Source organism: Vreelandella subterranea, assembly GCF_900111305.1.
Taxonomy (GTDB): domain Bacteria; phylum Pseudomonadota; class Gammaproteobacteria; order Pseudomonadales; family Halomonadaceae; genus Vreelandella; species Vreelandella subterranea.
Window position 1 is genome coordinate 160719 of record NZ_FOGS01000003.1, and the last position, 24127, is coordinate 184845.

A 24127-nucleotide genomic window follows, 5' to 3' on the forward strand; every position below is an offset into this window, starting at 1 on the left:
AGCCCCTCCTCACGCGGCATTGGCCTTGGTAGTGCGGCCATCGGCATCCCGGCGACGGCGCTGTAGCATGACGATCAGGGCGAAAACGCCAAGAGCGGGTATCCAGATCCACTCTTTTGTCCAGCGGTCCACCGGCGCCAGGACTTCAACGATTTCCTGATCGAAATCAAAGCCCAGATCTGCCGCATCACTGCCATAGGTCACCATATCGACCATGACTTCATCGTTTTCTGTCAGCAGCATCAGTCCCAGATTATCCAGGCGTTCCTGACCACTATCACCTTCCGGCACGGGCACCAGCATATAGGTGGTCATGGGGTCGCCGTAATCATCCAGACCACTAATCTGGACTCTCAGCGACGATCCCGCATCGACGTTACCCAGGGTTTCGACGAACTCGGTTGGCGGCGTCGACCGATAAGGATCGTGAATCATGTCCATGAAAAAGCCAGGACGGAAAAGCGCAAAGGCCACCACGAGCAGCAAGGCCGACTCATACCAGCGGTTACGCGTAATCATGAAGCCTTGAGTCGCGGCAGCAAAAATCAGCATGGCCACCGTCGCCACCACAAAGATCAACACCCCTTGCAGCAGGGTCACGTCAATCAATAGCAGGTCGGTATTGAAAATGAACAGGAAAGGGAGCGCTGCCGTGCGCAAGCTGTAGTAAAACGCCTGGAAACCGGTGCGAATCGGGTCGCCCCCGGACACCGCAGCGGCCGCAAACGAGGCAAGCCCCACCGGTGGCGTGACATCCGCCATGATACCGAAGTAAAACACAAACAGGTGCACGGCAATCAGCGGGACCAGCAGGCCATTTTGAGCCCCCAGTTGAATAATCACTGGCGCCAGCAGGGCCGACACCACAATGTAGTTGGCAGTGGTCGGCAGTCCCATACCGAGAATGAGGCTGAGTACCGCGGTAAACAGCAAAATCAGCATCAGGTTGCCCATCGCCAGGGTTTCGACCACATCGGCCAACACCAGTCCGACCCCGGTCTGGGAAACCGCCCCGACAATGATCCCCGCCGTCGCCGTCGCAATGCCGATACCGATCATGTTACGGGCACCGGTCACCAGCCCATTCCACAGATCCATAGCGCCTTCACGCAGATCGGGCGCAATATCGCTACGGCCACGAAAATACGCGGTAATCGGACGCTGGGTCAGCATGATAAAGATCATGAATACCGTGGCCCAAAAGGCCGATAGCCCTGGCGACAGGCGCTCGACCATCAAACACCACACCAACACGATCACGGGCAGAATATACTGTAAACCGACCAGCACCGTGGGGCGGGTTTGCGGCAGTTTGAGCACCGGCTCATTGGGGTCATCGACTTCCAGCTCAGGATAGCCCGAGGCCAGTTTGAGCAATGCCACATAAACCGCCGCCAGCGCCAGTCCAATCACCCAAGGCGCAGCCGGTCCCAGCACTGGCTGCAACCAGCCCAGGCCGTAATACACCGCAAGTGCCGTGATCATCATCAACAACAGGCCAGCCAAAAAGCCCGTCACCTTGCGGACGAGCGGCTTGGGCGGGTTGCTGCTTTCCAGCCCCTGCATATTGGCTTTCAGGGCTTCCAGATGAACGATATAAATCAGCGCAATATAGGATATCAGCGCGGGCAGAAAGGCGTGCTTGATGACTTCGACATACGAAATACCCACGTATTCGACCATCAGAAACGCGGCGGCCCCCATCACGGGCGGCATGATTTGCCCATTGACCGAGGAGGCGACTTCGACAGCACCTGCCTTCTCCGAGGAGAAGCCCACGCGTTTCATCATGGGAATGGTAAAGGTGCCGGTGGTCACCGTATTGGCAATCGAGGACCCCGAAATCAAACCGGTCATGCCCGACGCCACCACCGCCGCTTTGGCCGGGCCACCCTTGTAGTGCCCAAGCAATGAAAACGCGACTTTAATAAAGTAGTTACCGGCGCCCGCTTTATCCAGCAGCGCGCCAAACAATACGAACAGGAAGACAAAACTGGTGGACACTCCCAGCGCAATACCGAACACCCCCTGGGTGGTTAACCATTGATGATTTACCAGCCCAAAAAGACTCACCCCGCCATGGGCCAGCATGCCCGGCATCCAGGGACCGGCCAGCGAATAGAATAAAAACACGGAGGCAACAATCATCAGCGGCGGCCCAAGGGCCCGCCGTGTCGCTTCCAGCAACAACAAGATCCCCGCCACCCCGACGACAACATCAACCAACAGCGGCGCACCAGGGCGGTTCGACAACCCCTCGTAAAAAATGAACATGTAGGCGCCGCAAAATGCGGCCACTGCGGCCAGCACCCAGTCCTGCAGCGGAATACGATCGCGGGGCGAACGCTTGAGCGCAGGGTATGCCATGTACGCCAGGAACAGCGCAAAAGCCAAATGAATCGAACGGGATTGCGTCGCGTTAAATACCCCGAAGCCGACGATATACGGCAGTGGCGACGCAATCCACAGCTGAAAGAGGGACCATACCGCGGCAATCCCTACCAGCAGCTTGCCGGGCATTCCCGCCGGTTTACGAGACCCAGAGTCCGTAGAAGCAACCAGATCTTCAAGATCAACATTTGACCCACCGGTCTTGGTGTTGTCCGTTGTCATATGCATGCCCTGCAAAATATGGATGGCACTGTGAGGTGCCCGCTTGATGCCTGGCGGCATCCCAAACACAGCGCGCGGCCCCGTTAGAGACCGCGCGCAACTTTCACTGGGTGATCATCACCCGGACTCGATAGCCTTACTCTTCGATCCAGCCCTGCTCGACGTAATACCGCTTGGCACCGTCATGCAGAGGCGCGGACAGGCCTTGCGTCACCATGTCCTGGGCATCCAGATTTTCGAAGGCCGGGTGCAGGCGCTTGAAACGGTCAAAGTCGTCGAATACCGCTTTAACGGTTTCGTAGACCACATCGTCGCTGGCATCCGCGGAGGTCACGAACGTTGCCGCCACACCGAACGTCTCGACATCATCGGGGTTGTTTTTATACAGACCGCCGGGGATCACAGACGTGGAGTAGTAGGGGTATTCGTCAACAATGCCCTGAATATCATCGTCGTTCAACGGGATCAGGCGTGAGTCCACCGTGGTAGTCGCTTCCTGGATGGAACCGTTCGGGTGGCCGACCACGTATACCATGGCGTCGATGTTGTTGTCAGACAGGGCAGCAGCCTGCTCGGCGGCGTCCAGCTCCGAGACCAGGGAGAAGGTGTCTCGCTCCCACCCCTTAGCATCCATCACCACTTCCATGGTGTTGCGTTGACCGGAGCCCGGGTTGCCGATATTAACGCGTTTGCCTTCGAGGTCATCCAGCGTTTCGATACCTGAGTCCTGACGGGCCAGCAGTGTCAACGGCTCGCCATGAATACGAAAGACGGCGCGCAGTTCCTCAAACGCATCTCCCTCGAAGTTCCCGGTACCATTGTAGGCTTGGAACTGAACATCGGACTGGGCAACCCCCATATCCAGCTCGCCGGATTTGATGCCGTTAATATTGGCAACCGAGCCACCGGTCGATGGCGCGTTACAACGGATGTTGTGCTCGTCGCTGCCGCGGTTGACCAGGCGACAGACGGACTGGCCGACCACATAATAAACCCCGGTCTGGCCACCGGTGCCGATGGTAATGAACTGTTCGTCTTCCTGTGCCATTGCGGGAGATGCAAAGGCAGCGGCGGCGAGTAGCGCACCTGAGAAGGCAGCGGTAGAAAATGCATGGCGTTTCATGAACACACCTCTTTATCTTGATGTTATGAGCATTGTGCGTTGGCCCCCCGCCTGCGCTCGGTACATGCAGGGTGACGGGGCCAAAACGTTTTCAAGACAATCTGTTATCAGCATCGACAGTTTCTGTCGGCTTTCACTACTTTAGCGAAAAAAAACCTCGTTGGCGAAATCAGATACATCTGACAGCGAACTTCGTTTACCCATCCATAAGCTCAGTGTAGCGATCTTCACCGTTTAGGGAGCGTTAACCGCTATTCCGCTTTGGCATGGGCCGTGCGGTATCAGTCAACGTTATAGCCCAGCACACGCGGCAGCCACAGCGCAATGCTCGGGAATATGGCCACCAATGCCAACGCGCAGCCCATTGCCACCACGAACAACAAGGCCCAGCCCAGTGTCTGCTCAAGGCGGATTTTGGCCACCTCCGTGGTGACCATCAAATTCACGGCCACTGGTGGCGTAAACTGCCCGATGGCAATATTCATGGCGAGCAATATGCCGAACCACACCGGGTTCCATTCAAAGTGCTGCATGACCGGAATCAGGATCGGCATCATGATCAGATAAATCGAGATCGCATCCAGCAGCATTCCGGCCACCAGGACGGCCAGCATCACCAGAATCAGCAGCAGCACGCCGTTATCGGTCAAGCCAATAATCCACTCCGCCAAATGGCGAAACGTGCCCAGCATGGTGCCCGCCCAGGCAAAGATACCCGCCAGAGCGATAATCAGCATCACCACGCCTGAAATAATGGCCGCTTCGCCAAACAACTCCCACAAGTCCCGCCATGACAGCTCGCGAGTGAGAAAAAGCCCGACTACGGCGCCGTAGGCGACCGCCACCACCGCGGCTTCCGTCGGGGTAAAGAGCCCGGAGCGCAGCCCACCCAGGATCAGCACCGGTGCGAATAATGCAGGCAATGCCTGCCTGAAGGTGTCTCTTACCGTCAGCCGCTCAGCGCCCTCCACTGGTGTCCCGCCTTCCCAGCCGTGGCGTCTGGCTACCAGCAGTGCCGGTAGTAACAGCGCCAGGCCCGCGAGCAAACCCGGAAACAACCCGGCGGCAAACAAGGCACGCAGATCGACACCCGGCACGACAATGGAATAGAGAATCAACGCAACGGAGGGCGGTATGAGAATCGCGGTGGAAGCCGAGGCCGCAATCAGGGTGGCGGAAAACGGCTTTGGGTAGCCCGCCTTGGTCATGCTCGGCAGCATCACCATCGCCACCGCCGCCGCGTCCGCGGGACCAGAACCGCTCATGCCCCCCATAATCATGCATACCAGCACCGCGACCAGCGCCAAACCGCCATGGCGCGGGCCAATCAACGCCTGGGCAAAACGTACCAGGCGCAACGCGACACCGGCACGCTCGAAAATCAGCCCGGTTAAGATAAATAGCGGAATCGCAATCAGCGGGTATTTGGCAATACTGTTGTAGGTGTTGGTGCCCAGGGTTGCCAGCATATCCGGCGACAGCCCTATAACGATTCCCACCGCCCCCGAAAGCGCAAGCGAAAACGCTACCGGCACGCCTGCGATCAGCAATCCGGCGAACGCCAGAATCATCCACACGTCAGGCGTCATCGCCAAACCTCCCGGTCAGACGCTCGCGGGTTTGCTCCAGCAAACGCCACAGCATGGCGGCAGACAACACCGGCAGCCAGACGATATACCACCACTGCGGCAGGCCAAGCCCGGGCGACAGCGACTCCCACTGGTATTCCTGCCAGGCAAGCTTGCCGCCGTACCAAGTGATCAAGCCCAGTACGATGGCACCACAGAGCGCCTGAAAAAGAATCAGGGCACGGCGGTACTTAAACGGCAATGCGCGTTCCAGAAAGCTGATCCGGATATGGCGGTTACGCCGCAGCGCCACCGACGCCCCGGCGAAGGTCAGCACGACCAGCAGGAACACCGAAAACTCCTCGGTGAAGGAAAACGACCCGCCGGTTAAATAGCGCGTGATCACGTTGCCCAGGCTAATCAATGCAATAATAATCAGTGCCAGTGCGCCCAGCCAGCGCTCAGGTCGCGCATCAGGAAAGCCTTTCATGGCAGCCTCACAGCGAAAAACTCCCAGCCTTGACGACTGGGAGACACAACATCAAGGGTGATTAACGTGCGTCGATAGCGGCTTGTGCGGCCTCGACCAGGTCTTCGCCAATGCGGGGTGCCCACTTTTCGTAGACGGACTGCGTTGCGTCGACAAACGCCTGGTACTGCGCATCGGTAAGCTCCGTCACCGTCACGCCGCGTTCTTTAATGGCCTCAAGCCGCTCGCTTTCCTGTTCACGGGTCATGGCGATTTCCCACTCGCCGGCTTCGACCGCGGTTTCGCGCAGCAGCGTTTGCTGTTCTTCACTCAATGATTGCCACACCTGCTGGTTGACGGCAAAAATCAGCGGGTCATTCATGTAGTTCCAGAGCGTCAGATGCTCCTGGCCGACCTGGTCAATGCGCGCCACATCAAATACCGAGAGCGGGTTTTCCTGGCCATCAACCGCACCGGTCGTCAACGCTGGCTGAGCATCGGTCCAGCTCATTTGTGTCGGGTCGGCATCCAGCGCGGAGAACGTATCCTGGAACAGCGGCGAGCCCACTACGCGGATTTTCAAGCCGTCCAAATCACTCGGCTCACTGATGGGGCCTTGTGAATTGGATACCTGGCGAAAGCCATTTTCCCCCCAGGCCAGCGGAATAACTCCCCGTGACTCGATCGCTTCAAAAACCATTTCTCCGGCCTCACCACCGGTGACCGCATCCACCGCGGCTTCGTCAGGAATGAAAAACGGCAACGAGAAAAGGTTGAGCTCGGGCACCTGCGGCGACCAGTTGATGGTCGAGCCCACAGCAGCGTCAATAAGCCCCGACCGCATGGCCGAGAATTCGCGGGTCTGATCACCGGATACCAACTGAGAGTTGGGGTATACCCGCATTGTCAGTTCGCCATCGCTGCGTTCCTCGACCAGTTCTGCCCACTTCTCCGCCGCCTGCCCCCAAGGGAAAGCGTCAGACAAAACGGTTGAAACCGAGAGTTCGCGCGCCTGGGCAGATAGCGAGAAAGACAGCAACATTGCACCGGCCAAGCCGGTAGACAGGCAAGCCATTGAGCGTGTCAGCGTCATGATAGATCCTTTTTTATCGGTTTTTATGGTGGCGTGTTCAGCGGCGCAACGCCGCTGACAGTGCCCCGCTTCATTGTAAGCACTTCACTCACAAAAGGAAGACACCGAAGGTCGGCATCGTTCACCTAGAAGGAGACGGAAATGCGGTGACTTACGGCACTATCATTTTGGCAGTCTCCCAAGCTGATACAATGGCGAGCATCTCCATCTGTCAACGGACATCAACGTGCCCCTACGCGACCTGCTGCTCGGCCTCTTTGTCATCACTGTCTGGGCGTTGAACATCATCGTCATCAAGGTCGGCGTCACAGAACTCCCGCCGCTGCTGCTGACCACGCTGCGCTTTACGCTGGTCGCTGTACTGCTGGTGCCCTTCTATCCTGTGTCGCGAGCCCAACTGCCATTTTTGCTATTACTTTCCTTCACCTTCGGCAGCCTGCATTTTGGCCTGCTGTTTATTGGCTTACAGCAGGCCGAGGCAGGTACGGGTGCGCTTTTAGTGCAGATGGGCACGCCCTTTGCCACGCTGCTGGCGGTGATCTTTCTGAAAGAAAAGCTCGGCCCCAAACGCGTTATTGGGCTGCTGCTCTCGTTTGCGGGCATTATCGTATTGGCGGGTGGCCCCACTTTACCGACGCCTCTCCCCCTGGCGATTCTTTTGTGCAGTGCCATGGGCTGGGCGGTATCGCAGCTGTTAATCAAACGCGGCCCACCCATTGCGCCGCTGGCGTTGGCGGGCTGGGTCGCGCTGTTCGCGGTACCTCAGGTAGGGCTGGGGTCTTGGCTGTTTGAGAGCGGCCAATGGCAGGCAATCCAGCAGGCGAGCTGGTTGGGCTGGGGGGCGATGATTTACACCGCCGTGATGTCATCGATTGTTGCCTACGGCATCTGGTACGCCCTGTTACGCCGCCACCCGGTCAATCGCGTGGTCCCCATGACGCTGCTCGTACCGGTTTTGGCGGTCGGCCTCGGGGCGCTATTGATGGGTGACAGTCTGGGCGTGCATAAACTGGCGGGCGGCGGCCTGGTGGTCGCAGGCATTGCCCTGATTGTGCTTAATATCGGCCCTCGCACCCGGCCAACTTAATTTTCCGGCTGGCAAAAGCCGGTCAGGGCGGGTACCGATACACAGTCACCCACGCCAATTCCCCGTTCAGCAAAGTAACCCGCATTGACCTCAAGCGCCGCATGATAGGCAGCCCCCGGCGCATAAGAGGGGCAGTCAGCTGGCGACGACGATTCGCAGGGCTGCATGGTATCAATGGCGACGATACGCCCTGCGGCGTCGATGAAGGCGATGTCCAGCGGAATCAGCGTTTGATACATCCAGAACCCATTGTTGGCCGACCGTTCGTTGTCGAAAACAAACAGCATGCCGCGCTTTGCGGGGAGGTGCTCGCGTTGCATCAACCCCCGCTGACGTTCAGCCAATGTATCGGCCAGTTCGACATCCAGGCGATGCGGGCCTTGCTGGGTATGGATCGCCAACGACAGCGTTTCGGCGTCGTCCGGCGTCGCTTGCGCCCACCGTGGCGCCCCGGGTAGCCATAGCGACAGCGGTAGTATGATGGATGCTTTCAGCAGCGACCGGCGATTCATGGTCATGATGTTTTCCTTGTCTTATCGGGCGCTATTAACGCCGTGTCCGGGCATCAGGTGAATGCCCCCTGCCAATAGCGATACATGCACCGCCGCGCCGGGGGTCAATTGATTACGTCGTGCCGCATGGGTGGCAATATCGAAACGTAGCAGATCGCCGTGTTGAACGCGCAATGCCACCGAGGTCATGCCGCCTAGCACGACCAGCTCATCGACCGTCGCGGCAATCGGGTTTTCCCGATCGCCAAGCGAAGGACGACCGCGACGATGGAGCACGATATCCGAGGGGGGCAGGTACCATGCCACATGCTCATTGATATTAAGCCCGTCGAGCCCCGAGGCAACGTCCAGTTGATCGTTGCCCCAGCGCAAACGGCGCGCTCCACCGACCTCGACCACCTGGCCTTCAAAGACGTTATGCCGATCCAGCAGCCGGGCGACGTTAGGCGAGGCAGGGGTTCTGAACAGGGTGTCAGGCGACGCTTGTTGCAAACTGCGACCGTTATGCAGCACACAAACCTGATCCGCCAGCGCGGCGGCTTCTTCCAGGTCGTGGGTGACTAACACGATGGGGATCGAGATTTGCTGGCGAAGCCTGGCCAGCTCGCGCTGCAGCCGTCGCCGGGTTACCTGGTCCACCGCCGAAAACGGCTCGTCGAGCAGCAGCACCTGAGGCTCGCGAGCCAGCGCACGGGCCAGGGCCACACGCTGACGCTGGCCGCCGGAGAGCTCGCTGGGATAGCGATGTTCCAGGCCTTTCAGGCGCACCGTTTCAAGCCATTGTTCCGCCTGAGGTCGGCGCCTGGCGGACGGCAAATGCCGCAGCGCAAGCGCAATGTTTTCCAAAGCGGTCAAGTGAGGAAACAGCGCATAGTCCTGAAACACCATGCCGACCCGGCGCTGCTGGGGCGATAGCGAGCGCTTACCCCGGGAATCAAACCACGTCTGCCCTGCACACTCGACGCGCCCCTGCTGCGGGCGGTAAAGCCCGGCAACGGCGCGCAGCAAGGTGGTTTTACCGCTCCCCGACGGCCCCACCAGTGCCAACAGCTCGCCGGGCAAGCAGCTGAACTCGGCGTTGAGTGGAATCGGCCCGCTTTGCTGGGTACTCACTATCAACCTAGCCACGCCCCCACCTCCGGCGACCCGCCAGGCCATAGACCACGCCCAGAGTGGTGAACGACACCAACAGCAACAACGCCGCCATCAGGGCCGCCCCCTGCTCGTCAAAGGCCTGCACCCGGTCGTAAATGGCAATCGCCAGCGTGCGGGTTTCGCCGTCTATTGCCCCACCGACCATCAGAATGACGCCAAACTCGCCCAGGGTGTGGGCGAAGGTCAGCGCGGTAGCGGACAGGATACCCGGCCACACCAGCGGTAACTCGATGCGCAGCAGCGTTTGCCACGGACTTAGCCCGCTGCACCACGCCGCCTCGCGCAGGTTATGGGGGATATTCTCAAAGGCGCGCTGAATCGGCTGCACGGCAAAGGGCAGGTTGGCGACCAGTGAGGCCAGCAGGATACCGCTGAAGGTGAAGTTGAGCCCCCCGCCAGTGAGCGACATCCATAGCTGGCCGACCGGCGCTTCGCGGCCAAAACTCTGCAGCAGATAAAACCCCAATACGGTTGGCGGCAGCACCAGCGGCAGTGCCACCAGCGCCTCGCAAAGGCCTTTGCCGCGAAAGCGGGCACTCGCTAACCAGCGGCCCAGAAAGATCCCCAAGGGCAGCAAAAAAGCACACGTCAGCGCCGCCAGGCGGAATGACACAAAAAGCGCCGACCAATCCATCAGTCTGTACTAAACCCATAGTGTTGAAAGATCGCCCGCCCCTCTGCCTGCTGGAGCCAGGCATAGAAGGCCTGCGCTGCCTCGCCCGCTTGGCGGGTGAGCACCATGCGCTGGCGCAGTGGCTCATGCCAGCCCTCAGGAATGAGCATGTACTCACTTCGCTCCGCTAACGGCGGCGCCAGCGCCAGTGAATAGGCCACCAGTCCGCCTTGGGCGTCGTCGGAAAGCGCGAACTGCGCCGCCTGGGAAACGTTTTCGCCCAGCACCCGCAGCGGTTCGGTTTGAGACCACAGCCCCGCATGGGTAAGCGCTTGCTTCGCGGCAACGCCATAGGGTGCGTGCTCGGGATTGGCAAGCGCAATGCGCGGCCGTTCACCGTTCGCATAGCGCGCCAGCGCCTTTTCAACCCCGGCCAATGGCATGTCTTCGCCAGGCGCCTCGCCTTGCCCCGCCCGCTGCAGCCATACCAAACGCCCGACGGCATAAATCACCCCCTCATCAAGGGTATAACCCTCGTCGTGCAGCGCTTCTACGTAGCGCTCATCGGCGGAGAGAAAAAGCTCGAAGGGCGCGCCCTGGGCAATCTGGCGGCGAAAATTGCCCGACGAGCCAAAGTTCAGCCGTAGCGTGTGGCCGGTTTCATGCTCGAAGCGTTCGGCGGCCTCCGTCAGCGCAAACTGCAAATCCGACGCCGCCGCCACCGTTGCAGTCCCCGCCGAGGCGGGCATCGCCACCGCCAGCAGCCACGCCATCCACAGGCCACACCCACACACGCCACGCACGCTTAGCCCGCCTGTGGGGGAAGGTGTTGTTCGGTAATCTCCATCACTTTCATGGTGTTGGTACCGCCATGAGCATTCATATGATCACCGCGGGTCAGAATCACGTAATCGCCAGGCTTGGCGACCCCCTGTTTTACCAACAGCTCAAGGGCGCGGTCATTAAGCTCCGTGGCACTCATTTCAGAGGTATCAAACGGCAGTGATACCACACCGCGGTAGAGCGCCATGCGCCGCTGGGCGATGGGGTTATGCGCCAGACCGACAATCGGCAGCCCCGAGCGGATTCGCGAGGCAATCAGCGGGGTATAGCCCGACGAGGTCATACAGGCGATGGCTGTGACACCTTGCATGTGGTTGGCCGCGTACATGGCGGAGAGCGCAATGGTCTCGTCCGGGCGGGTGAAACCTTCGTGGATGCGGTGGCCCGACTCCTGGGCGGTTTTTTCGCGCTCGGCCCCCAGGCATACCCGTGCCATGGCGTCGACGGTCTCGACGGGATAATCCCCCGCAGCGGTTTCCGCCGAAAGCATCACCGCGTCGCTGCCGTCCAGCACGGCGTTGGCCACGTCGAACACCTCGGCACGCGTTGGCAACGGTGACGCAATCATGCTTTCCATCATTTGCGTGGCCGTGATAACCGCGCGGTTGAGCGTACGCGCACGCTTGATCATGCGCTTTTGCACGCCCACCAGCTGGGCATCGCCAATCTCGACGCCCAGGTCGCCACGCGCAACCATCACCGCCTCGGAGGCTTCGATAATGCCATCCAGCGTGGCGTCATCGGCCACCGCCTCGGCGCGCTCCACCTTGGCAACCAGGCCGATATCTTTCCCTGCCTCCCCCAGCAGGCGACGTGCCTCGAGCATGTCGTCGGCTGAGCGCGGGAAGGAGATGGCCAGGTAATCCACACCGATCTCGACCGCCGTTTTCAGGTCTTCCTTGTCTTTCTCGGTGAGGGCCGGGGCCGAGAGCCCACCGCCCTGCTTGTTAATGCCCTTGTTGTTGGAGAGCTTGCCGCCCACCACGACCTGGGTGTGAATCTGCGTGCCCTCGACGCCGGTGACATCCAGCACCACACGGCCATCGTCGAGCAACAAGCGGTCGCCCGCCACCACGTCATCGGCAAGCGTCTTGTAGTCGCAACCGACCCGGGCGCTGTCGCCCGCCTCGCCGTCCATTGCCATATCGAGAATAAACGGCTGACCTTCCTTAAGGGTGACCGCGCCCTCTTTGAAGCGCGCGACGCGGATCTTCGGCCCCTGGAGGTCACCCAGTGCGGCCACACTTCTGCCCAGCTTGGCGGCAGCTTTACGCACTTCTTGAAGTCGGCGCCGATGATCCTCGGCGCTGCCGTGGGAAAAGTTCAGCCGCACCACATCGACGCCCGCGGCGAGCATGGCATCCAGCACGCCCTCGCGGTCGCTTGCGGGCCCCAAGGTGGCGACGATTTTGGTGCGGCGGATGGAGGAATGGTGCAGTGCGTTCATAAAGCTCCCAGGCGCTTGACGTTGATGATCACTAGCCTAACAGTATAACGCTCGAAACATGACCGCTATGCAACACCGCAAGTTAATCGGCGAGGTGAATCCGCAACGACAACGAATATTCGTCACAGTTATTGCCATCGCCGCCCCGGTCCACCACCAAAAACTCGCCTTCGCGGTCCAGCACCGATTGAATGGCGTGCCAGGTGCCCGCGTGGTAGTTCACCCCCTGTCGGCCATCGGTCACAAAGGCGCGCACATCGCCAGGCTTAATAAGCTCTCCCGGCGGGGCGACCACGACAATAAACCGTTCTTCATGCAGCGGCATAAACGCCTGGCTGCCCTGCGGGTGCCGCTCCAGGAAGGTGAGTTCCAACGGCAGAGTGACCGGCTGGCTGACGAAGATGTTAATCAGGGTACGGGCGTTTTCGCCCAGGGTTTCCACCTTGGCCAAGTCATGGTGGCGCTGGGTGCGCCCGGCATTAATGGGAAACGACGCGGAAGTACGCGCATCGATCACATCGCCAAAAGGGGCAAAGGCCTCCGGCGTCAACGGCTCGGCTTTGAGTTCCAGCATTGCGGCTCCTTAGCGAGATGACAGTTTAAGAGAGGCATGCCGATTGACATCTTTATACAACAAGTACCTGAACGGCCCTGGGCCAGCGGCGTAGCAGGCCTGGGGGCAGAAGGCACGTAGCCACATGAAATCCCCGGCTTCGACTTCCACCCAGTTTTGATTGAGGTGATAGACCGCCTTGCCCTCCAGCACGTAAAGGCCGTGTTCCATGACATGGGTTTCATCGAAAGGAATCACGCCGCCGGGCTGGAAGGTGACGATATTGACGTGCATATCGTGGCGAACATCCGCCGGGTCGACAAAGCGCGTGGTCGCCCAGCGGCCTTCGGTGCCGGGCATTTCGATGGGGTCTATATCCTGCTCGTTGGTGACAAACGCCTTGGGCACCTCCAGCCCTTCCACATACTCGTAGGCCTTGCGCAGCCAGTGAAAGCGCACCGGCTCACGGCTTTCGTTGCGCACCTGCCAATGGCTACCCGGCGGGATAAACGCATAGCCACCGGGTCGCATGGTATGGCGCTCGCCTGCCAGCGTGAGGGTTAACTCCCCGTCGACCACGAACAGCACGCCTTCGGCCTGAGGGTCCAACTCCGGCTTGTCGCTGCCACCCTCCGGCTGCACTTCCATGATGTATTGGGAGAAGGTCTCGGCAAACCCGGACAGCGGCCGCGCCAGCACCCACAGCCGGGTACCTTCCCAGAACGGCAGATTACTGGTGACGATATCGCGCATCACGCCCTTGGGGATCAGCGCGTAGGCTTCAGTAAACACAGCACGGTCTGCGGTTATCTGGGTTTGCGGCGGATGCCCGCCGGTGGGCGCGTAGTAGGTAGGAGAAGGCGTTTCGGGCATTTTATCCTCGTCAGCTAGCGATATGTCATGGGCTGCGCCAGCCAGCGCAGCATTGTTATGTATGCGTCCTTGTATACGATATTACGCTAGAGGACCGCCGAGATGAACTGCTTCAATTCGGCCGTTTGAGGCGCGGCAAACAGCTCGCCAGGTGCCCCCTCTTCGTGGATGCGTCCCTCGTGCATGAACACCACGCGATCGGCCACGTCACGGGCAAAGCTCATTTCGTGGGTGACCAGAATCAGCGTCATGCCTTCGGCCGCCAGCGTTTCCAGTACGCGCAGCACCTCGCCGACCAGTTCCGGGTCAAGCGCCGAGGTCACCTCGTCGCATAGCATCACCTTGGGGCGCATGGCGAGCGCCCGGGCAATGGCAACGCGCTGCTGCTGACCACCGGAAAGCTGCGCCGGGTAAGCATCGTATTTATCCGAGAGGCCGACTTTCTCAAGCACTTCATGAGCGATTTTTTCAACGTCAGCCTTTCCCTCGCCGCGCACCACGATGGGCGCCAGGCAGACGTTTTCACCCACGGTCTTATGGGGAAACAGGTTGAAGCTCTGGAACACCATGCCGACATTTTCACTCAGTTCCTTGGGCGACATGGAAGCCGCATCAAGCTTTTTATCGGCAATGGTGATCTGGCCGCTGTCGTGTTTTTCGAGCTGATTCAGGCAGCGCAGCAGGGTGCTTTTACCCGAGCCGCTGCGGCCAATAATGGCGACGACTTCGCCTTGCGCAACCGAAAGGTTAATGCCTTTCAGCACTTCCAGGTCGCCAAAGGCTTTATGAACGTTATCAACGCAGACCAGCGTCATAGAGCTTTTTCTCCAGATAGCGCGCATAGCAGGAAAGCGGGTAGCACAGCGCGAAGTAAAGAAGGGCCACGAGGGCAAAGATGGTGAAGGGTTCAAAGGTGGCGTTGTTGAGCATGGTGCCGGCCTTGGTCAGCTCGACAAAACCGATGATGGACGCCAGTGCCGTGCCTTTGATGACCTGCACAGAGAACCCCACCGTGGGCGGAATGGACAGGCGCAGCGCCTGGGGCAGAATCACATGCCGCATGGTCTGGAAATAGTTCATCCCCAGCACCTGCGATGCATGCCACTGCCCTTTGGCCACCGCCTCCAGGCACCCCCGCCAGATGTCGCAAAGAAAGGCGCTGGTGAATAGCGTGAGCGCAATGGAGGCCGCAAGCCAGGCTGAAATCTGATGGCCCATGGCGGCGGCGCCAAAGAAGATCAGAAACAGCTGCATCAGCAGCGGCGTGCCCTGGAAAAGGTCGACATAAAGTGAGGTCAAACGTTGCAGCCAGCGGTTGCTGGAAAGGCGCATGAAGGTCAAAAGCAACCCCACCGTGGCGCCACCGACAAACGCGATCAGCGATAGCAAGATGGTCCAGCGAGTCGCCAGCAGCAGGTTGCGCAAAATATCCCAGAAGGTGAACTCGATCATCGTTGCTCTCCTTGCTGATAGGCGAATACGCGCTTGCCCACCAGCATGAAGCTACGCCGCATGCCAAAGGCGAGCAGCAGATAGATCAACGTGATCAGCAGGTAGACTTCAAAACTGCGGAAGTTGCGCGACTGGATAAAGTTCGCCGCGTAGGTCAGATCAAACACCGAAATCTGCGACACCACCGCCGAACCCAGCATGACGATAATCGACTGGCTGATGAGCGCGGGGTAAACACGCGCAAAGGCGGGCACCAGCACCACGTGGCGATAGCTTTGCAGCGTGGTCATGCCCAGCGCCCGCCCGGCCTCCAGCTGCCCTTTGGCCGTGGCACTGATACCGGCACGTAGTATCTCGGCGCTGTAGGCAGCCAGGTTGAGCGTCATGGCGATAAACGCCGCGGTAATGGCATCGATTTTGATGCCGAGCCCCGGTAGCCCGAAGAAGATAAAAAACAGTTGCACGATAAAGGGTGTGTTACGGGTCAATTCGACGTAACCGCCGAGCCCCCAACGCACCCAGGGCTGCGCGTTCGCACGCATGTAGGCCACGACCACCGCCAGTGCCAGCCCCGTCAAGGTGGTCACCACGGTCAAGATGACCGTGGTGGTAAGACCTTTGAGCAGCTCACTGACGTAGGGCAACAGGGTAAGAAAATCGAGTGTTGGCCCCATGATGCCCCTCAGCTACCGAAGTTTTCAGGCAGGTCGGCACTGAACCAGCGCTGGGACATCTCGTTTAAGGTGCCATCTTCAAGCGCCTGGGCGATCAGGCGGTTCACCTCTTCCATCAACGCCGGTTCGTTCTTGTTCATACCCACGTAGCAGGGTGAATCTTTCAACTGATACACCAGCGAGGGCGCTCGGTCGCTGTTGCGCTCGGCGATCTCGGCCGCTACCACGTTCCCGGTGGCGACATAGTCGACCTGCCCGGAAAGAAACGCAGAAATGGTGGTGGCGTTATCTTCAAAGCGCTGCACCGTGGTGGAATCCGGGGCGATCTCGGAAAGTTCCATGTCTTCCACAGCACCACGGGTTACACCAATGGTTTTATCGGCCAGGCCTTCCGGGCTCTCCACGTTTTCATCTTCATCGGCGCTGAACACACCCAAGAAGAACGGCGCGTAGGCATCTGAAAAATCAATCGCCGCTTCGCGTTCCGGGTTCTTACCCAGGCTGGAAATCACCAAGTCCGCCTGACCGGTCTGTAAATAGGGAATGCGGTTGGCGCTGGTCACGGTAATCAATTCAAGCTCCACGCCCATCTCGTCGGCGAGGTAGTTGGCCATATCGATATCGTAGCCACGCGGCTCCAGGTCGGTACCCACCGAGCCGAATGGCGGAAAATCCTGCGGCACGGCAATGCGAACAGTCCCCCGGGACTCGATATCCTCAAGGGCATCCGCCTGAACGTCCGGGCTTGTGGCGACAGCCCCTAACGCAACAGCGGCACTCAAGCCCGTTGCTATAATGCCGGACTGCAGTCGCTTTAAGCGGCCATTAAAAGCGTGGTTGAGACGCTGCGATAACAATTTCATAGGACTCTCCTGGCAGGGATGCGTTTTTTTAGTGATGCGTTGTCTGTCATAAGCCGAAGCGGCAATTCACGTAAGGCTAATGAAAGCTTTGTTTCATAAAGTAGACACAAGAAACTTTCGTTTCACCTGCTCACATAAAAGCAATTGCGATGCCAGAAGTCGCTAACCACATTTATAACAGCACTTTATTGAAACCACGGGCGATGACGCTGCGGTCGCTGCGCCAGGAAGGAAGGAGGCCCGCATGGTGTTGGTGCAGTTTCAACCCAACATAAGAACGGTATGCACTACGACAGGAGGGACATCTACTGGGCGTTCCAATCAACACTCATGATGGGTGACTCCAGTTCACTAAGGTCGGCGTAACTATCGCTGATCGCACTGATCCGCTCTCGTCCCTCACCAAGACGACGATGCAAAACGCCGTTGGCGAGCAGGCAGATCAGGCTATTGGCCGTGGCGTAACTGTCAAATGCCGAGAGGCTTTCCAGCGGTGCTTCCATCAGCCAGTCAACCTGGGAGGCAAAATTTACCGCAGTGGGGTCGGCGATCAGCGCCACCTTGGCAGGCGATCGCTCGAGGGCATTCACCAGCGAGGCAAATGCTGCCGGACGGCGGCGAAAGCCAAACAGCACCACCACATCCTGATCGTTGAGATCGACAATCTCTTCAGCCAACGATTGGTTGGGTTGAGGGGCCACCCGCACCTGGGCGCGCGCCTGAATCAACTGCTGGCGAAAATGCAGCGCCAAGGGATAGCTGTTACGGAACCCGATCATGACCACATGCCGCGCGTTAGCCAGGCGTTCTACCAGCGCGGCAAACTGATCCGCCGCGATGCCATTCAGGCAGCGCTGCAGGTTATCCTGCTCACGCTGCAAATGGCGTTGAAATGGCGCGCCCGCTTCATCCTGCATGGCATTGGCATCGATCACCAACGGCACCCCCAGGTTGCGCAGTTGGCGGGCGTGGTCTTTAACGCTGCGGTAGCTTTCGAACCCCAACCGCTTGAAAAGGCGACTGACCGTCGACTTGGAGACCCCGGTCAAGCGCGCCAAATCGGCGGCGCTGTATACCGCCAGATCATCGAAGTGATCGAGGATAAAGCTTGCCACGCGCTGCTCCTGGGCACTTAGCGCGTCAAACTGGGCGGTAATTCGCTGTCCGATATGCGGCGTCATGGCATCCTGTTTGAACTATTTGGTTAGCGTGCGGGCGCCGGGTGGTGTGCCGCCCAATGGCGGGCGATATCGACCCGCCGGGCCACCCAAACGCGGTCGTGGGTTTCAATGTGATCCAAAAAGCGCTGCAGGGCACGGAAACGTCCTGGGCGGCCCAATAAACGGCAGTGCATACCAATGGATAGCATCTTGGGCGCCTCTTCCCCTTCCGCGTAGAGCACATCGAAGGCATCCCGCAGGTAGGTGAAAAAGTGATCCGCGGTATTAAACCCCTGAGGGGCAGCAAAGCGCATGTCATTGCTGTCCAGTGTGTAAGGCACGATCAGGTGATCATGATCACTGCCCTGACTATCGGTTACCTGGGTCCAGAAAGGCAAGTCGTCGCCGTAATAATCGCTATCGTAAAGGAAACCGCCTTCATCCAGCATCAGGCGCCGGGTGTTGGGGCTATCGCGGCCGGTGTACCAGCCCAGCGGTTTCTCTCCATACAGACGCTGAAAAATCTCCATGGCCTGCTGTAGATGCTCACGCTCAACGTGCTCGGGCACTTCCTGGTAGTGAATCCAGCGGTAGCCGTGGCAGGCGACCTCATGGCCCAGTTCCTTGAACGCCTGGGCGACATCCGGGTTGCGCTCAAGCGCCATGGCCACGCCAAACACCGTCAGCGGCAGATCGCGCTTCTCGAACTCGCGCAGAATGCGCCACACCCCGGCGCGGGAGCCGTATTCATAAATCGACTCCATGCTCAGATGGCGATCAGGGTAGGACGGTGCGCCGATGATTTCTGACAGAAACTGCTCGGAACCTGAGTCACCATGCAGCACGCAGTTCTCGCCGCCCTCCTCGTAGTTGAGTACGAACTGCACCGCTATTTTGGCGTTGCCGGGCCAGTTGGCGTGGGGCGGGTTGCGCCCGTAACCGATCAAGTCACGAGGGTAATGGGGCTGTGTCATAGACGACTCCTTGGATGAATCCTGACATGCGTCGACGTAAGGTGATCATTAGCAACGCTTTATTAACTTGTATACAAAATAGCCCGATCAAACCTTAACCGCAACGCACAGCACAGCTATTGGCTTGAGACAGAAGCATTTTTGTACGTAGAAACGCCGCCAAAAGCCCAGAAGTTGATCAATCGGTCAACTAACAACTTGATATTCGACGCAATTCCGCACTTGCGATTGGCAAAAAACCGCCCTATTTTGTATACAATAATCGATAAATTGTTTACCTGAACTTCAAATATCACGACCAAGAGGATAATCGGGTGGCCCATATTCGCCTTATCAATCCCAATACGACGGCCTCGATGACTGCCTCGATCTACCGTGCCGCCAACGACTACGCTGCCACGGGCACACAGGTCAGCGCCTGCCAGCCAGAAGCAGGCCCGGTGTCGATTGAAAGTCACTTCGATGAGGCGATCAGCGCCGTCGGCGTCGCTCAGGAAGTCATCAAGGGCGAGCAGGAAGGTAACATCGATGCCTACGTCGTGGCCTGTTTTGGCGACCCTGGGCTGCTTGCCGCCCGCGAGCTGACCCGAGCCCCGGTGGTGGGCATTGCCGAAGCCGCCTTTCATATGGCGACGCTTATCAGCACGCGGTTTTCGATTGTCACCACGCTTGGCCGCACCGGCATCATTGCCGAGCACCTGCTGGAACAGTACGGCTTTCGGCAGCACTGCCGACGCATTCGCGCCGCCGAAATCCCCGTTCTTGACCTTGAACACCACCCCGAAGCCGCCTATCGACGCATCGTGCAGGAATGCTGCCGAGCCCGCGATGAAGACGGCATTGGCGCCATTGTGCTGGGCTGCGGCGGCATGGCCAACCTCACCCAGGAAATCAGCCGCGAGGTGGGACTGCCCATTGTCGAAGGGGTCAGCGCAGGGCTCAAACTTGCCGAATCCCTTATCGGCCTGGGGCTCTTTACCAGCAAACACGGCGACCTGGCTTACCCGCGGCCCAAACCGTTTACCGGTCAGTTTGCCGATTTTTCAAACCTGACGCTGCCGCCCGGAGGTTAACCCACAAACACCATCACGATGCCAGCCAATAACAATGATCGCATCGAAAACACACGCCAGCCGCAAGCATCCCCAGCACCGCTGAGGGTCAATAACAGCCATCTTGCGAGGTTCACACCATGAGTGCATCACCATCGGGTCTGACGTCGGACGACCCAGCGACCGTCGCACCCAGCGACGGCCGGAAAAGCATAGGCGACGAATCGCTCGCGCCCCAAAGTACGCGAATAATGGGGCGCGCCTCTTACTTTCTTGCCTGGTTTGGCGGTTGCGTGTCCATCGGCACCTTCGCCATGGGGTCAAGCGTGGTCGGCACGCTCAACCTGATTCAGGCGACGCTGGCGATTGCCATTGGCTGCTTTGTAATCGGCATTGCCCTGGCGCTCAACGGTGCCGCTGGCTATAAATACGGCATTCCCTTCATGGTCCAGGCGCGCAGCGCCTTTGGCTTTGCGGGCACCCGACTGCCGGGGCTGGTTCGGGCGGTACCGGCGATCGTGTGGTACGGGTTTCAAAGCTGGATCGGCGCCGGGGCGCTGAACATGGTGTCAGCGACACTGTTTGGCTTTGATAATCTGGTGTTCTACTTCATTACCTTCCAACTGCTGCAAATCGCTCTGTCGGTGACCGGCTTTCAGGGCATCAAGTGGCTGGAAAACCTGGGCAGCGGGTTCATTCTCCTGTCACTGGTCTACATGTTTGTGGCTACCATTCAGCGCTACGGCGATGAGCTCTCGGCAAACCTGCTGACCATGGAAGGCTCCTGGGGCATGCCGTTCTGGGGCGCCACCATGCTGTTTCTGGGCATCTACAGCACCATGATGCTCAACGTCAGCGACTACTCCCGCGAGCATAAAACCGGCTCGGGGCCGGGCTTGTTGACCACGCTTTACGCCATGTCGATTCTGCCCTGCACGTTGTTCATGGGGCTGATCGGTTTCATGGTCTCGGAAGCCACCGGCACCGCCGATCCCATCCAGGTCTTCGCCAATGCCGTGGATAACACTCCGCTGCTGATGACCACGCTACTGTTCATCGCCTTTGCCCAGGTAACGACCAACGTGCTGAACAATGTCGTTCCGCCCACCTACGTGCTGATGGATATCTTCAAGCTCAAGTTCCCCGTGGCCACCGTGATCGTCGGCCTGCTGGCATTCGCCACCTTTCCCTGGAAGCTGGTGCAGCCGGGGTCTGCGGAAGGGTTGCAGCTCTTCGTGCAAACCTACTCTGCCTTCCTTGGCCCGATCTTCGCGATTCTGGTGGTGGATTATTACGTGATTCGTCGCCGCACGCTGGATATTGACAAGCTTTACGATGCCAGCGGCCCATACCGAGGCGTTAATGCGGCGGCCTTGATCGCCACCGCCGTGGGCATTGTGGCGGCGCTTTTGTTCTCAGCCGTTTCCTGGTACGCCAGCCTGATTCCCGCCGGGCTGACCTACTTCCTGCTGATGAAGCACTGGCCAGCCTGCCAGCGCTTTAACCAATGAATCCTTTGCCACTACAAGAGCTAATGCCATGAACAAGCGTAACGACGTCGGCGATCTGGATATCAAGCATATCGATCCCACGCTGTATAACGGGGATCTTGCGCCACTGAAACCCCAGGACCGCAACTGGGGAGCGTTCGAGATATTCAACGTCTGGTCCAACGACATCCAGAGCCTGTTTGGCTACACCCTGGCCGCTTCACTGTTTTTAACCTACGGCCTCAACGGCTGGGCGGTCATGGCCGCCATCATCCTGGCGGGGGTGATCGTCATGTTTCTGGTCAACCTCACCGGCAAGCCAAGCGTCAAGTACGGCATTCCCTTTCCGGTAATGGTGCGCGCCAGCATGGGCATTCGCGGCGCCAACCTGCCCGCGATGCTGCGGGCGATCGTGGGGATCTTCTGGTACGGGGTACAAACCTATTTTGCCTCGACCGCCATGACGCTGCTGCTGGCTGCGCTATTCGGCGGCGGTGACGGCGCCACCTTCCTCGGATTATCCGGCATTGCCTGGGTATCCTTTGTCATCGTCTGGCTATTCCAGATCATGATCTTCTGGGCGGGTATCGAGCGCATCAAGTACTTCCTCAACTGGGCCGGGCCGCTGGTGTACCTGGTGATGATCGCGCTCATGATCATTGTCTGGGTCAAGGCAGGCAGCGAATTATTACCTGCGATCGACACGATTTTCAGCGGTGGTGAAGCCGATACCACCACGCACCCGGTTAGCGCCTTCATGGCCATTGTGGGCACCATGGTGGCCTACTTCGCAGCGGTGGTAATCAATTTCGGTGACTTTACCCGCTTTGTGAAAACCGAGCGCCAGATGAAGCTGGGCAACCTGCTGGGCTTGCCGCTGAACGTGGCGTTCTTCTCGTTTATCGCGTTGATCATCACTGCAGGCACGCTGGTCTTGTTCGGCGATGCATTGACCAACCCGTCTGATATTGTCGAGCGCGTGGATACCCTGGCACTGACCATCGTCGCCGCCCTGACCTTCTTCGCCGCCACCGTGGGGATCAACCTGGTGGCTAACTTTATTCCACCCGCCTACGACCTGGCCAACCTGTTTCCCAGCAAGGTAAGTTTCAAAATGGGTGGCCTGATCACGGCGATCATCGCGTTTTTTGTCGGCGTGTTGTGGGTCTCGGTCATCAGCCAGATTGGCGTACCCGGCTTTGTGAATGCGGTCGGAGCCATCGTCGCGCCCTTCTACGGCATCATCGTGGTCGACTACTACCTGATCAAGCGCCAGCACTTGAATATGCAGGAGCTGTTTTCCTCCGCCCCAGGCGGTGCCTACTACTACACCAACGGCTGGAATACCCGGGCGTTGATCGCTTTTGGCGTAGCGGCACTGTTCTCGATTTCCACCGTGCTGGTACCCGCGCTTGCAAGCCTGAATGGCTACGGCTGGCTGATGGGCGCGGGCCTTGGCGGGCTTTTCTACTACGGCTTGATGCGGCAGTTTAAGGTAGCCCCCACCCTTGCTGGGCCGAAGGCAGGTTGAGGCTTTTGATCTGTCACTGAAGGCTTAGCGGCTCGAACAAGCGCCATCGGCAAACGTCCGATGGCGCTTTTTGTTGTTTCACGAAGACTAAATAACACCTTGGGGCGCAACGTGATTTCGCTGTTCGAACTCAAGCTCAAGGGCGTGTAAGGCGTCAAACACCTGTAATCGCCATGTCCAGAGCGCCAATAATCTGATCTCTGAAATGTGAGTGCGAACCAACAGGGCTTTTGAGATGCTTCACTGGCATAGCGGAGATTTGTGGGGTTAGGAGCAGAAACTCCTGGTCGGCCATGCGCATTCAAGTGTTTAACCAAGACATGACGCCCTGATCCATCCTTGATATTTATACGGCATAGCCGTATATTTTAAGAATGCTATTCATCGAAACCTCCACGTTCACCAAGCTATTGCCGGACTACCTCACGGATGAGGAATACCGTGGGCTTCAAACGTACCTTCTACAGAAGCCGGATGCGGGCGACCTTATAAAAGGTTCAGGTGGTGTGCGCAAGGTTCGATGGGCATCAGCAGGGTCAGGCAAGAGTGGCGGTATTAGAGCCATTTGCTATTGGAAGGTATCTGACCACGAGATATGGATGCTCACGCTGTACAGTAAATCAGAGCGCGCCAGTATTCCTGGTCATGTGCTCAAACAGATAGCGGAGGCCATCAAAAATGAGTAATAGAAACCTTGGCGCGGAGATTCTTGACGGCATCAATGAAATCAAGCAGTTCAAGAAAGGTAAGCTGGCGCTTCGTACGCATGAACTTTCAGAGCCCTCCCCGCCTAAATTGATCAGACTCAAGTTGAACATGTCACAATCGGCGTTTGCAGGCCTAATGGGCGTGAGCGTACGAACCCTCCAGGACTGGGAGCAGGGGCGGCGCGAGCCCCAGGGCCCTGCGATTGCCCTGCTGCGCATTGCTGAGCAGCACCCGGAAGTTTTTGATCAGCTTCACTAACCAATGTTGAAGGTAA

General features: G+C 58.7%; 25 protein-coding genes. 6 read left to right on the forward strand and 19 right to left on the reverse strand.

The features are described 5' to 3' along the window. Positions 1-9: 9 nt before the first annotated feature. From BMX75_RS06280 to BMX75_RS06300, 5 genes are all read right to left on the reverse strand, one after another. Entirely contained in the window at positions 10-2613 is a 2604-nt protein-coding gene (locus tag BMX75_RS06280; protein WP_092826526.1) for a TRAP transporter permease, read from the reverse strand. Between the two features lie 136 nt (positions 2614-2749). Further along, the gene (locus BMX75_RS06285; RefSeq protein ID WP_092826275.1) at positions 2750-3736 is read right to left on the reverse strand and encodes a TAXI family TRAP transporter solute-binding subunit; all 987 of its coding nucleotides are present in this window, start codon (positions 3734-3736) and stop codon (positions 2750-2752) included. A 281-nt stretch (positions 3737-4017) separates the two neighbouring features. Continuing rightward, on the reverse strand, positions 4018-5325 hold the full coding sequence (locus tag BMX75_RS06290) for a TRAP transporter large permease (RefSeq protein ID WP_092826276.1): 1308 nt from the start codon (positions 5323-5325) through the stop codon (positions 4018-4020). Next, a complete protein-coding gene (locus tag BMX75_RS06295; protein WP_092826278.1) occupies positions 5315-5794 on the reverse strand; it encodes a TRAP transporter small permease in 480 nt (159 codons plus the stop codon). The genes BMX75_RS06290 and BMX75_RS06295 overlap by 11 nt, the downstream gene beginning before the upstream one ends. Before the next feature lie 61 nt (positions 5795-5855). Further along, positions 5856-6866 carry a DctP family TRAP transporter solute-binding subunit gene (locus BMX75_RS06300; protein ID WP_092826280.1) on the reverse strand — a complete coding sequence of 337 codons (1011 nt, stop codon included), beginning with the start codon at positions 6864-6866 and terminating at the stop codon, positions 5856-5858. A 226-nt stretch (positions 6867-7092) separates the two neighbouring features. On the opposite strand from BMX75_RS06300, the gene BMX75_RS06305 reads away from it, so the two are divergent. Next, entirely contained in the window at positions 7093-7953 is an 861-nt protein-coding gene (locus BMX75_RS06305) for a DMT family transporter (RefSeq protein WP_092826282.1), read from the forward strand. On the opposite strand, the gene BMX75_RS06310 is transcribed toward BMX75_RS06305, so the two are convergent. The 13 genes from BMX75_RS06310 to puuE form a co-directional block, all read right to left on the reverse strand. Then, the gene (locus BMX75_RS06310; RefSeq protein ID WP_092826284.1) at positions 7950-8471 is read right to left on the reverse strand and encodes a DUF192 domain-containing protein; all 522 of its coding nucleotides are present in this window, start codon (positions 8469-8471) and stop codon (positions 7950-7952) included. The two genes, BMX75_RS06305 and BMX75_RS06310, sit on opposite strands and share 4 nt — an antisense overlap. Before the next feature lie 15 nt (positions 8472-8486). After that, positions 8487-9593: an ABC transporter ATP-binding protein gene (locus tag BMX75_RS06315; RefSeq protein ID WP_245748395.1), complete on the reverse strand. Its 1107-nt coding sequence runs from the start codon at positions 9591-9593 to the stop codon at positions 8487-8489. Then, positions 9586-10233: a molybdate ABC transporter permease subunit gene (modB, locus tag BMX75_RS06320; protein ID WP_245748397.1), complete on the reverse strand. Its 648-nt coding sequence runs from the start codon at positions 10231-10233 to the stop codon at positions 9586-9588. The genes BMX75_RS06315 and modB overlap by 8 nt, the downstream gene beginning before the upstream one ends. A gap of 20 nt (positions 10234-10253) precedes the next feature. Beyond that, entirely contained in the window at positions 10254-11036 is a 783-nt protein-coding gene (gene modA, locus BMX75_RS06325) for a molybdate ABC transporter substrate-binding protein (protein WP_245748399.1), read from the reverse strand. A gap of 2 nt (positions 11037-11038) precedes the next feature. After that, complete coding sequence (gene pyk, locus BMX75_RS06330) at positions 11039-12523, reverse strand: pyruvate kinase (protein WP_092826292.1); 1485 nt, start codon at positions 12521-12523, stop codon at positions 11039-11041. Between the two features lie 82 nt (positions 12524-12605). Then, positions 12606-13097 carry an ureidoglycolate lyase gene (locus BMX75_RS06335; RefSeq protein WP_092826294.1) on the reverse strand — a complete coding sequence of 164 codons (492 nt, stop codon included), beginning with the start codon at positions 13095-13097 and terminating at the stop codon, positions 12606-12608. 9 nt (positions 13098-13106) lie between these two features. Further along, a complete protein-coding gene (locus tag BMX75_RS06340; RefSeq protein ID WP_092826296.1) occupies positions 13107-13949 on the reverse strand; it encodes a bifunctional allantoicase/(S)-ureidoglycine aminohydrolase in 843 nt (280 codons plus the stop codon). Positions 13950-14035: 86 nt separating this feature from the next. Next, entirely contained in the window at positions 14036-14764 is a 729-nt protein-coding gene (locus tag BMX75_RS06345; RefSeq protein ID WP_092826298.1) for an amino acid ABC transporter ATP-binding protein, read from the reverse strand. After that, positions 14745-15401 carry an amino acid ABC transporter permease gene (locus BMX75_RS06350; protein ID WP_092826300.1) on the reverse strand — a complete coding sequence of 219 codons (657 nt, stop codon included), beginning with the start codon at positions 15399-15401 and terminating at the stop codon, positions 14745-14747. The genes BMX75_RS06345 and BMX75_RS06350 overlap by 20 nt, the downstream gene beginning before the upstream one ends. Next, positions 15398-16075, reverse strand: coding sequence for an amino acid ABC transporter permease (locus BMX75_RS06355; RefSeq protein WP_092826302.1), 678 nt, complete (start codon positions 16073-16075; stop codon positions 15398-15400). Before BMX75_RS06355 ends, BMX75_RS06350 begins: the two co-directional genes overlap by 4 nt. An 8-nt stretch (positions 16076-16083) precedes the next feature. Beyond that, positions 16084-16938, reverse strand: a complete 855-nt coding sequence (locus BMX75_RS06360) for a transporter substrate-binding domain-containing protein (RefSeq protein WP_092826304.1) — start codon at positions 16936-16938, stop codon at positions 16084-16086. Between the two features lie 305 nt (positions 16939-17243). After that, positions 17244-18119 carry a MurR/RpiR family transcriptional regulator gene (locus BMX75_RS06365; protein ID WP_092826306.1) on the reverse strand — a complete coding sequence of 292 codons (876 nt, stop codon included), beginning with the start codon at positions 18117-18119 and terminating at the stop codon, positions 17244-17246. A gap of 23 nt (positions 18120-18142) precedes the next feature. Then, a complete protein-coding gene (gene puuE / locus BMX75_RS06370) occupies positions 18143-19072 on the reverse strand; it encodes an allantoinase PuuE (protein WP_092826308.1) in 930 nt (309 codons plus the stop codon). 314 nt (positions 19073-19386) lie between these two features. Between puuE and BMX75_RS06380 the strand changes: the two genes are divergently transcribed. The 3 genes from BMX75_RS06380 (at position 19387) to BMX75_RS06390 (ending at position 23145) form a co-directional block, all read left to right on the forward strand. Further along, a complete protein-coding gene (locus tag BMX75_RS06380; protein ID WP_281244517.1) occupies positions 19387-20145 on the forward strand; it encodes an aspartate/glutamate racemase family protein in 759 nt (252 codons plus the stop codon). Between the two features lie 119 nt (positions 20146-20264). Further along, positions 20265-21635, forward strand: a complete 1371-nt coding sequence (locus BMX75_RS06385; protein WP_092826312.1) for an NCS1 family transporter — start codon at positions 20265-20267, stop codon at positions 21633-21635. Between the two features lie 28 nt (positions 21636-21663). Next, positions 21664-23145, forward strand: a complete 1482-nt coding sequence (locus BMX75_RS06390; RefSeq protein ID WP_092826314.1) for an NCS1 family nucleobase:cation symporter-1 — start codon at positions 21664-21666, stop codon at positions 23143-23145. A gap of 154 nt (positions 23146-23299) precedes the next feature. Here BMX75_RS06390 and BMX75_RS06395 read toward each other — a convergent pair whose 3' ends face one another. Further along, positions 23300-23446: a CcdB family protein gene (locus BMX75_RS06395; RefSeq protein ID WP_092826316.1), complete on the reverse strand. Its 147-nt coding sequence runs from the start codon at positions 23444-23446 to the stop codon at positions 23300-23302. Positions 23447-23519: 73 nt separating this feature from the next. On the opposite strand from BMX75_RS06395, the gene BMX75_RS06400 reads away from it, so the two are divergent. Together BMX75_RS06400 and BMX75_RS06405 are read left to right on the forward strand one after the other, a co-directional pair. Beyond that, the gene (locus BMX75_RS06400; protein WP_092826318.1) at positions 23520-23831 is read left to right on the forward strand and encodes a type II toxin-antitoxin system RelE/ParE family toxin; all 312 of its coding nucleotides are present in this window, start codon (positions 23520-23522) and stop codon (positions 23829-23831) included. After that, positions 23824-24111 (forward strand): helix-turn-helix domain-containing protein, encoded by a 288-nt coding sequence (locus BMX75_RS06405; protein ID WP_092826320.1) that lies wholly within the window; start codon positions 23824-23826, stop codon positions 24109-24111. The genes BMX75_RS06400 and BMX75_RS06405 overlap by 8 nt, the downstream gene beginning before the upstream one ends. Positions 24112-24127: the final 16 nt, after the last annotated feature.

Coding starts and splice junctions, on each gene's coding strand:
- BMX75_RS06405 (WP_092826320.1), top strand. CDS start 23,824: ATGAGTAATAGAAACCTTGGCGCGGAGATTCTTGACGGCATCAATGAA.
- BMX75_RS06300 (WP_092826280.1), bottom strand. CDS start 6,866: ATGACGCTGACACGCTCAATGGCTTGCCTGTCTACCGGCTTGGCCGGT.
- BMX75_RS06360 (WP_092826304.1), bottom strand. CDS start 16,938: ATGAAATTGTTATCGCAGCGTCTCAACCACGCTTTTAATGGCCGCTTA.
- BMX75_RS06345 (WP_092826298.1), bottom strand. CDS start 14,764: ATGACGCTGGTCTGCGTTGATAACGTTCATAAAGCCTTTGGCGACCTG.
- BMX75_RS06365 (WP_092826306.1), bottom strand. CDS start 18,119: ATGACGCCGCATATCGGACAGCGAATTACCGCCCAGTTTGACGCGCTA.
- BMX75_RS06280 (WP_092826526.1), bottom strand. CDS start 2,613: ATGACAACGGACAACACCAAGACCGGTGGGTCAAATGTTGATCTTGAA.
- BMX75_RS06350 (WP_092826300.1), bottom strand. CDS start 15,401: ATGATCGAGTTCACCTTCTGGGATATTTTGCGCAACCTGCTGCTGGCG.
- BMX75_RS06335 (WP_092826294.1), bottom strand. CDS start 13,097: ATGCTGGAACTCAAAGCCGAGCCGTTGACGCCGGAGGCCTTTGCCCCT.
- BMX75_RS06340 (WP_092826296.1), bottom strand. CDS start 13,949: ATGCCCGAAACGCCTTCTCCTACCTACTACGCGCCCACCGGCGGGCAT.
- BMX75_RS06355 (WP_092826302.1), bottom strand. CDS start 16,075: ATGGGGCCAACACTCGATTTTCTTACCCTGTTGCCCTACGTCAGTGAG.
- puuE (WP_092826308.1), bottom strand. CDS start 19,072: ATGACACAGCCCCATTACCCTCGTGACTTGATCGGTTACGGGCGCAAC.
- BMX75_RS06400 (WP_092826318.1), top strand. CDS start 23,520: ATGCTATTCATCGAAACCTCCACGTTCACCAAGCTATTGCCGGACTAC.
- BMX75_RS06395 (WP_092826316.1), bottom strand. CDS start 23,446: ATGCGCATGGCCGACCAGGAGTTTCTGCTCCTAACCCCACAAATCTCC.
- BMX75_RS06290 (WP_092826276.1), bottom strand. CDS start 5,325: ATGACGCCTGACGTGTGGATGATTCTGGCGTTCGCCGGATTGCTGATC.
- BMX75_RS06295 (WP_092826278.1), bottom strand. CDS start 5,794: ATGAAAGGCTTTCCTGATGCGCGACCTGAGCGCTGGCTGGGCGCACTG.
- BMX75_RS06390 (WP_092826314.1), top strand. CDS start 21,664: ATGAACAAGCGTAACGACGTCGGCGATCTGGATATCAAGCATATCGAT.
- BMX75_RS06385 (WP_092826312.1), top strand. CDS start 20,265: ATGAGTGCATCACCATCGGGTCTGACGTCGGACGACCCAGCGACCGTC.
- pyk (WP_092826292.1), bottom strand. CDS start 12,523: ATGAACGCACTGCACCATTCCTCCATCCGCCGCACCAAAATCGTCGCC.
- BMX75_RS06285 (WP_092826275.1), bottom strand. CDS start 3,736: ATGAAACGCCATGCATTTTCTACCGCTGCCTTCTCAGGTGCGCTACTC.
- BMX75_RS06310 (WP_092826284.1), bottom strand. CDS start 8,471: ATGACCATGAATCGCCGGTCGCTGCTGAAAGCATCCATCATACTACCG.